Raw genomic sequence first — 7,989 nt, forward strand, 5'->3', positions numbered from 1 at the left:
GGTACGCGGAAGGGCCCGCCCCCGAGGGGACGGGCCCTTCCACTGTGTCACCGGTGTGGTCCGGCGGCCTTGACGCCTACGCGTCGAAGACCTCCGCGACCAGCTGGGCCTGCTCTGCCTGGTGGCGCTTGGCGGAGCCGACGGCCGGGGACGAGGAGTGCGGCCGCGAGATGCGGCGCAGGCGCTCGCCGTGCGGCACGTCGGCGCCGACGGCCAGGTCGAGGTGGTCGATCAGGTTGAGACCGAGGAACGGCCAGGCACCCTGGTTCGCCGGCTCCTCCTGCGCCCACAGGTACTTCTCGGCGTTCGGGAACTTGGCGATCTCCGCCTGGAGTTCCTTGCCGGGGAGCGGGTAGAGGCGCTCGATGCGGACAATCGCCGTGCTGGCAGCATCAGCGTCGTTCGCCCCGCGCTTGGCGCGCTCGGCCTCCAGGTCGTAGTAGACCTTGCCGGAGCAGAAGACCACCTTGCGGACGGCGCTCGCGTCCACCGCGCCGGAGGCGACCTGGGTGTCGCCGATGACGGGGCGGAAGCCGCCCGTGGTGAACTCCTCCGTCTTCGACGCCGCGGCCTTCAGACGCAGCATCGACTTCGGGGTGAAGACGACCAGCGGCTTGTGGTGCGGGTTGTGCACCTGCCAGCGCAGCAGGTGGAAGTAGTTGGAGGGGAGCGTCGGCATGGCGACGGTCATGTTGTTCTGGGCGCACAGCTGCAGGAAGCGCTCGATCCGGGCCGAGGAGTGGTCCGGGCCCTGGCCCTCGTAGCCGTGCGGGAGGAGCAGGGTGACGCCGGAGGTCTGGCCCCACTTCTGCTCCGCCGAGGAGATGAACTCGTCGACGACCGTCTGGGCGCCGTTGACGAAGTCACCGAACTGGGCCTCCCACATGACCAGCGCCTCCGGGCGGGCCAGTGAGTAGCCGTACTCGAAGCCCATCGCCGCGTACTCGCTCAGCAGCGAGTCGTAGACGTTGAAGCGGGCCTGGTCCTCGGAGAGGTAGAGCAGCGGGGTGTAGTCCTCGCCCGTCTCGCGGTCGATGAGGACCGCGTGGCGCTGGCCGAACGTGCCGCGGCGGGAGTCCTGGCCGGCGAGCCGGACCGGGGTGCCCTCCATCAGCAGCGAGCCGACGGCGAGGGTCTCGCCCATGCCCCAGTCGATGGTGTTGTCCTCGACCTGGGACGCGCGGCGCTGCAGCTGGGGCAGCAGACGCGGGTGGACGGTGATGTGGTCGGGGATGTTGACCTGGGACTCGGCGATCCGCTTGACGACCTCCTGGGAGATCGCGGTGTCCACGAAGACCGGGAACTCGGCCTTGGGCTGCGGCACCTCGGGGACGGCCGGTGCCGTCGTGGCGTCGCGGACCTCGGTGAAGACCTTCTCCAGCTGTCCCTGGAAGTCCTGGAGCGCCTGCTCGGCCTCTTCCAGCGTGATGTCGCCGCGACCGATGAGGGACTCGGTGTAGAGCTTGCGCACCGAGCGCTTCTTGTCGATCAGGTCGTACATCAGCGGCTGGGTGAAGGCCGGGTTGTCCGACTCGTTGTGACCGCGGCGGCGGTAGCAGATCAGGTCGATGACCACGTCCTTGTTGAACGCCTGGCGGAACTCGAAGGCCAGACGGGCGACGCGGACGACGGCCTCGGGGTCGTCGCCGTTGACGTGGAAGATCGGCGCCTCGATCATGCGGGCCACGTCGGTGGCGTACATGGACGAACGCGACGACTCCGGGGCGGCGGTGAAGCCGACCTGGTTGTTGATGACGACGTGCACCGTGCCGCCGGTGCGGTAGCCGCGCAGCTGGGACATGTTCAGCGTCTCGGCGACCACGCCCTGGCCGGCGAACGCGGCGTCGCCGTGCAGCTGGATCGGCAGGACGGTGAAGTCCGTGCCGCCCTTGTTGATGATGTCCTGCTTGGCGCGTGCGACACCCTCGACGACCGGGTCCACGGCCTCCAGGTGGGAGGGGTTGGCGGTGAGCGAGACCTTGATCTGCTCGCCGTCCAGGCCGGTGAAGGTGCCCTCGGCGCCCAGGTGGTACTTCACGTCGCCGGAGCCGTGCATCGACTTCGGGTCGAGGTTGCCCTCGAACTCGCGGAAGATCTGCGCGTAGGACTTGCCGACGATGTTGGCGAGGACGTTGAGGCGGCCGCGGTGGGCCATGCCGATGACGACCTCGTCCAGGCGCGACTCGGCCGCGGAGTCGATGACCGCGTCCAGCAGCGGGATGACGGACTCGCCGCCCTCCAGCGAGAAGCGCTTCTGGCCGACGTACTTGGTCTGCAGGAACGTCTCGAACGCCTCGGCGGAGTTCAGCCGGCGCAGGATGCGCAGCTGCTCGTCGCGCTCCGGCGACTTGTGCGAGCGCTCGACCCGGTCCTGGATCCACTGGCGCTGCTTGGGGTCCTGGATGTGCATGAACTCGATGCCGGTGGTGCGGCAGTACGAGTCGCGCAGCACGCCCAGGATGTCGCGCAGCTTCATCATGGACCGGCCGGAGAAGCCGCCGACCGCGAACTCGCGCTCCAGGTCCCACAGGGTGAGCCCGTGCTCGGTGATGTCGAGGTCGGGGTGCTTGCGCTGGTGGTACTCCAGCGGGTCGGTGTCGGCCATGACGTGGCCGCGGACCCGGTAGGAGTGGATCAGCTCGAAGACCCGGGCGGCCTTGGTGACGTCGTCGTCGTGCGAGGCGTCGATGTCCCGCAGCCAGCGGACCGGCTCGTAGGGGATCCGCAGCGACTTGAAGATGTCGTCGAAGAACTCGTTCTCGCCGAGCAGCAGCTGGCTCATGACGCGCAGGAACTCGCCGGAGGCGGCGCCCTGGATCACCCGGTGGTCGTAGGTGCTGGTCAGCGTCATGACCTTGGAGACGCCCAGCTTGTTCAGGGCGTCCTGGGAGGTGCCCTGGAACTCCGCGGGGTAGTCCATCGCGCCGACGCCCATGATCATGGACTGGCCGGGCATCAGACGGGGCACCGAGTGGACGGTGCCGATGCCGCCGGGGTTCGTCAGCGACGCGGTGACTCCGGTGAAGTCGGCCATCGTCAGCTTGTTGTCGCGGGCCCGGCGGACGATGTCCTCGTAGGCCTGCCAGAACTCGAAGAAGGAGAGCGTCTCGGCCTTCTTGATGGCGGCGACGACGAGCTGGCGCTCGCCGCTGGGCTTCACCAGGTCGATGGCCAGGCCGAGGTTGATGTGCGGCGGCTTGACCAGCGTCGGCTTGCCGTCCTTCTCCGCGAAGGAGTAGTTCATCGACGGCATGGCCTTGAGGGCCTGCACCATCGCGTACCCGATCAGGTGGGTGAAGGAGACCTTCCCGCCCCGGGCGCGCTTGAGGTGGTTGTTGATGACGATGCGGTTGTCGAACAGCAGCTTCACCGGGACGGCGCGGACGGACGTGGCCGTCGGCAGCTCCAGGGAGGCGTTCATGTTCTTCGCGACGGCGGCCGAGGGGCCGCGCAGCTGGACGTACTCGGGCGCGGCCGGGGCCTCGCCGTCGGCGGCCTGCTTGGCGGCCGGCTTCGCGGCGGGCGTGGCGGGGGCCGCCTTGGCCGGGGCCGGAGCGCTCGCGGCCGGCTTCGCCGGGGTGACCGGCTTGGCGGCTGCGGGCTTCGGCTCGGCCGCGGCGGGGGCCGGCGGCGTGACCGGGGCAGACGGCGCCGGGGCGGGCTGCGCGGGGGCGGTGCCCTCCGCGGGCTTGCTCGGCGCGGTGGCGCCGCCCGGCTTGTAGTCGGCGAAGAAGTCCCACCAGGCTCGGTCTACCGAGTTCGGGTCCTGGAGGTACTGCTGGTAGATCTCGTCGACGAGCCACTCATTGGGACCGAACGCGGCAGCAGGGCTCTTGCCCTGCCCTTCTTGGTCGGTCGAGATGCTCGAGCTGTTGGGGGACTGTAGCGACACGGCGGCAACCGCCCTCTTCCGCTTCCTAAGGTGGTGGACAGCGGGAATAAAGGCTACGCCTCTTGTGACCTTTGGTGCAGTCCGGGAGGGCCACTCGTCGCGCACGTCACATTCCCGAAGGGGTTTCGGGGCATGACTTGGCGGGAAACACACGGAGTTTGCCCGTGTGCGGGTAGGGCTCACCGCCGTCGCACCCATGGGATGAGTGCTCCTACCACCGACCCTACGTCACCGAACGTCAACGTGGGCGTCAGCTGCGCGCCGACTCCCGCCCCGGAAGAGTGACCCGGATCCGGCAACCCCGCGCGGATTCGGCCACGCCGATCCGCCCGCCGTGCAGATCCACCGCCCAGCGCGCGATCGCCAGGCCCAGGCCCGTACCGCCGTCGCTGCCGGGGCCCGAGGGGGCCGGGCCACCGCGGTTGAACCGCTCGAAGACCCGGTAGCGCTCCGACTCGGGGATGCCGGGCCCCTCGTCCTGCACCTCCAGCTCCAGGCTCTCGGGACCCTCGCCGCGCCGGGCGTGCACCGTGACCCGGCCGTGGCGCGGGCTGTGCTTGATCGCGTTGTCGATGAGATTCGCCACGACCTGGTGGAGCCGCTCGGCGTCGGCGTGTGCGGTCAGCTCCGGCGGCGAGACGTCGAGGTGGAGGTGGACGTCCGTTCGGGTGTGGGTGCCGGAGCCGGCCAGCGTGGAGGCGCCCCGGCTCATGTTGGCCTCCTTGAGCACCCCGGACAGATACGGCCAGACCTCGAAGCGCCGGGCGTGCAGCGGCACCACGCCGTTGTCCAGCCGGGACAGGTCCAGCAGGTGCTCGACCAGCCGGCCCAGCCGCTCGGTCTGCTTCAGCGCCGTACGCATCGTCTCCGGATCGGGCTCGCTGACCCCGTCGACGACGTTCTCCAGGACGGCCCGCAGCGCCGCGATGGGGGTGCGCAGCTCGTGCGAGACATTGGCGACCAGCTCCTTGCGGTGGGTGTCCACCGCCTCCAGGTCGGCCGCCATCCTGTTGAAGGCGATCGCCAGGTCGCCGAACTCGTCGCGGCGGGCCGAGCGCACCCGGCGGCTGTAGTCACCGTGCGCCATCGAGCGGGTGACGTCCGTCATCTCCCCGAGCGGGGCGGTCAGGCTGTTCGCCACGAACTGGGTGAGCAGCAGCGAGGCGATGATCGAGAAGATCGTGATCACCCGCAGCTCGGTGGCCGAGTGCATCGCGACGAACACCAGCAGGGTGGTGATGATCACCGAAACGCTGACCAGCGCACCGAGCGCCGCCTTGACCGAGCGGTAGGGGTCCAGCGGCCGCAGCGCTTCCCAGACCTGCTGCCACAGTCCGCGCAGGGGCTGCTGCCACCGCTTCATGCGGGCGGAGTCTCCAGCGCGTAGCCGACACCGTGGACCGTGCGGATGCGCTCGGCGCCGATCTTGCGGCGCAGCGCCTTGATGTGGCTGTCGACCGTACGGGTCCCGGAGGCGTCCGCCCAGTCCCACACCTCGGCCAGCAGCTGCTCACGGGAGAGCACCGCGCGCGGCGTGTTCGCCAGGCACACCAGCAGATCGAACTCGGTGGGCGTCAGATGGACGTCCGTACCGCGCACCCGGACCCGGCGCTGGGCGTGGTCGATCTCCAGCTCGCCCAGCCGCAGGATGCCGCTGCGGGGGGTGTGGGCGGCCAGCGCGGCGCGCTCGACCCGGCGCAGCAGGACGTGCACCCGGGCGGCCAGCTCGCGCATCGAGAACGGCTTGGTCATGTAGTCGTCGGCGCCGACGCCGAGGCCGACCAGCATGTCGGTCTCGTCGTCCCGGGCGGTGAGCATCATCACCGGCACCGGGCGCTGGGCCTGGACGCGGCGGCACACCTCCAGGCCGTCGAAGCCCGGCAGCATCACATCGAGGACCAGCAGATCGGGCTGCCAGGCCTCGGCGATGTCCACGGCGGCCGGGCCGTCGGTGGCCGTCTGCACCTGGAAGCCCTCGGCGCGCAGCCGGGCCGCGATGGCATCGACGATCGTCGGGTCGTCCTCCACGACCAGTACCCGGCGCTGGGCGCCCGGGGTGGCAGCGGCGGCGCCGCCCTGCGTTGTCTGAGTCTGGTCCATCGCCCGCCCCTGCATGTCCCTGCGTGGTCGCGTACTGCTGGGCAGCAGCGTACGGGCATGGTGTGACTGTCGGCTACGCGCCCTTCCGCGCGAGATGGACCACGTCGGGGACGCCTCGGACAACGGGGATCTCTTCCGTACGTACCTCGCTGAATCCGGCATTTCGCAGGGCCGCTTCGAAGGCCGGCGAGGGTTGCGCGGACCATACGGCGAGCACTCCGCCGGGCGAGAGCCGGTCGCGGCAGGCGGCGAGTCCGGTGGGGGAGTAGAGGCTGCCGTTGTCCTCGGTGACGGTCCAGTCGGGGCCGTTGTCGATGTCCAGGCACAGCGCGTCGTAGGTGGCCCGGGGGCCGGTCTCGCCGCGCAGGTGGGCGACGAGGTCGGTGTGCAGGACCGCGCAGCGCGGATCGGCCAGCGCGGCCGCCGAGACGGCCGACAGCGGGCCGGTGCGGTGCCAGTCGATGACCGCCTCCTCGCGCTCGACGACGGTGATCCGGCCCCACCGGGGCTGCTCGGCCGCCCTGGCCAGGGAGAAGCCGACGCCCAGGCCGCCGATCAGCACCGAGGGCCGCCCGCGGTCGGCGGGGAGCCCGTCCAGCGCGGCGTCGATCAGCAGCCGCTCGGACCGGCCGTCGGAGGTGTCCATCAGGAAGCAGCCGTTGGCGATGATCTCGTAGATCGCCGGGGCCGCCGGCGCTCCCGGTCCGGCGGGGGCCCCGGCCCGCTGCCGCAGCACCACCTCGCCGTACGGGCCCTCGCGCCGGTCGATCGTGCGGGGGGCTGCTGAGGGGCCGGCCGTCGTCTGCGGCGGAGTAACGGATGCCATGGCGCCCATGGTGGCCAACCCGGGCCGCGCCGAGCAACGCGTTACGGGGGCGGGCGGGGCGCCGGGAACCCTGACGCGGAGTCCGCGGCGGCAGTTGCCTGGTGTGAGGCATATCACCCTCACAGCTTCCTCATGGATTGAGCAGGCAGGGTGGTCCGCGACGTTGTGCACAGCAGAACGAGCACGCACCGCCCGGGGGGAGATGGGGCGTGGCTCACCGGATGAGCCATGGACGGGAGGGACCGCCAAGTGAGCTGGCTGGGAACCGCCGGAGGAACACGGGCCGACCGGGCCCCGGGCGACGCTGCGGGAGCCGTCGCGGGGCCGGCCGCCGAGCGGCTGCGCCGAGCGAGCGCCGGGCCGGCCCTCGAACGGCTGCGCCGACGGGTGTGGCGACTCTTCCCCACCCCCACCGCCACCCCCTTCACCTTCGGCTACGCCGTCCTGCTCGTCGCCACCTCCCTCTTCGCCGAACACGCCGACCCGCGACTGGTCTCCGAACTGCTGCGGGGCTCCAGCACGGACGTCGTCCACCTGACCAAGGCTCCGCTGCTGGTGCTGGCCGCCAGCGCCCTGTGGATAGCCGGCGGAGTGACCTCCGCCCACGCCCTCGCCTTCCTCTTCGTCCTCACGGCACTGGAGCGGCGCATCGGCGGGCTGCGCGCCGCCGCGGTCTTCTTCGGCGGCCATGCGCTGGCCACCCTCGCCACCGAAGTGCCGGTGGCCTTCTCGGTCGCCGCCGGGCAGCTGCCGGAGAGCTCCCTGCACCGCCTCGACTACGGCATCAGCTTCGGCGTGATGACCTGCACCGGAGCCCTCGCGGGCCTGCTGCCGGCCTGGGCGCGCTGGCCCCTGCTGGCTGCAGTGGGCTACCTGGCGCTGACCGATCTGCTCGCCTACCTGGACCCGATGACCGACTGGGGGCATCTGCTGTCCCTCGCCCTGGGCACGGCCTGCTGGCCCCTGCTGCGCCGCTGGCGCGCCCGCCACACCGGCCCCCGGTCGCTCCTCGGCGACCTGGGTCATCCGGCGCTGCGGGGCGCGCGGACGTACTGACCCCGGCGCGCCGGATCCCGCGCCCGTCCGGTGGACCGGCCCCGGGGCGGTCCCCCCGACCCCCCCCCACCCAGCCAGACCAACACCCCCTCCCCCCCGTTCGCCGCCGCACGGG

General features: G+C 71.2%; 5 protein-coding genes. 1 reads left to right on the plus strand and 4 read right to left on the minus strand.

Annotated elements, in window-relative coordinates:
* Nucleotides 1-76 precede the first annotated feature (76 nt).
* The 4 genes from ACZ5XZ_RS04255 to ACZ5XZ_RS04270 form a co-directional block, all read right to left on the minus strand.
* Nucleotides 77-3,892, minus strand: a complete 3,816-nt coding sequence (locus ACZ5XZ_RS04255; protein WP_468974466.1) for a multifunctional oxoglutarate decarboxylase/oxoglutarate dehydrogenase thiamine pyrophosphate-binding subunit/dihydrolipoyllysine-residue succinyltransferase subunit — start codon at nucleotides 3,890-3,892, stop codon at nucleotides 77-79.
* Nucleotides 3,893-4,142: 250 nt separating this feature from the next.
* Nucleotides 4,143-5,255, minus strand: coding sequence for a sensor histidine kinase (locus ACZ5XZ_RS04260; protein WP_468974468.1), 1,113 nt, complete (start codon nucleotides 5,253-5,255; stop codon nucleotides 4,143-4,145).
* Nucleotides 5,252-5,992 (minus strand): response regulator transcription factor, encoded by a 741-nt coding sequence (locus ACZ5XZ_RS04265; RefSeq protein ID WP_468974470.1) that lies wholly within the window; start codon nucleotides 5,990-5,992, stop codon nucleotides 5,252-5,254. The genes ACZ5XZ_RS04260 and ACZ5XZ_RS04265 overlap by 4 nt, the downstream gene beginning before the upstream one ends.
* A gap of 73 nt (nucleotides 5,993-6,065) precedes the next feature.
* A complete protein-coding gene (locus ACZ5XZ_RS04270) occupies nucleotides 6,066-6,818 on the minus strand; it encodes a spermidine synthase family protein (protein ID WP_468974472.1) in 753 nt (250 codons plus the stop codon).
* A 249-nt stretch (nucleotides 6,819-7,067) separates the two neighbouring features.
* On the opposite strand from ACZ5XZ_RS04270, the gene ACZ5XZ_RS04275 reads away from it, so the two are divergent.
* Nucleotides 7,068-7,874 (plus strand): rhomboid-like protein, encoded by an 807-nt coding sequence (locus tag ACZ5XZ_RS04275; RefSeq protein WP_468974474.1) that lies wholly within the window; start codon nucleotides 7,068-7,070, stop codon nucleotides 7,872-7,874.
* The last annotated feature ends 115 nt before the right edge of the window (nucleotides 7,875-7,989 follow it).

The sequence above is a fragment of the Streptomyces sp. NPDC033270 genome, from assembly GCF_055576575.1.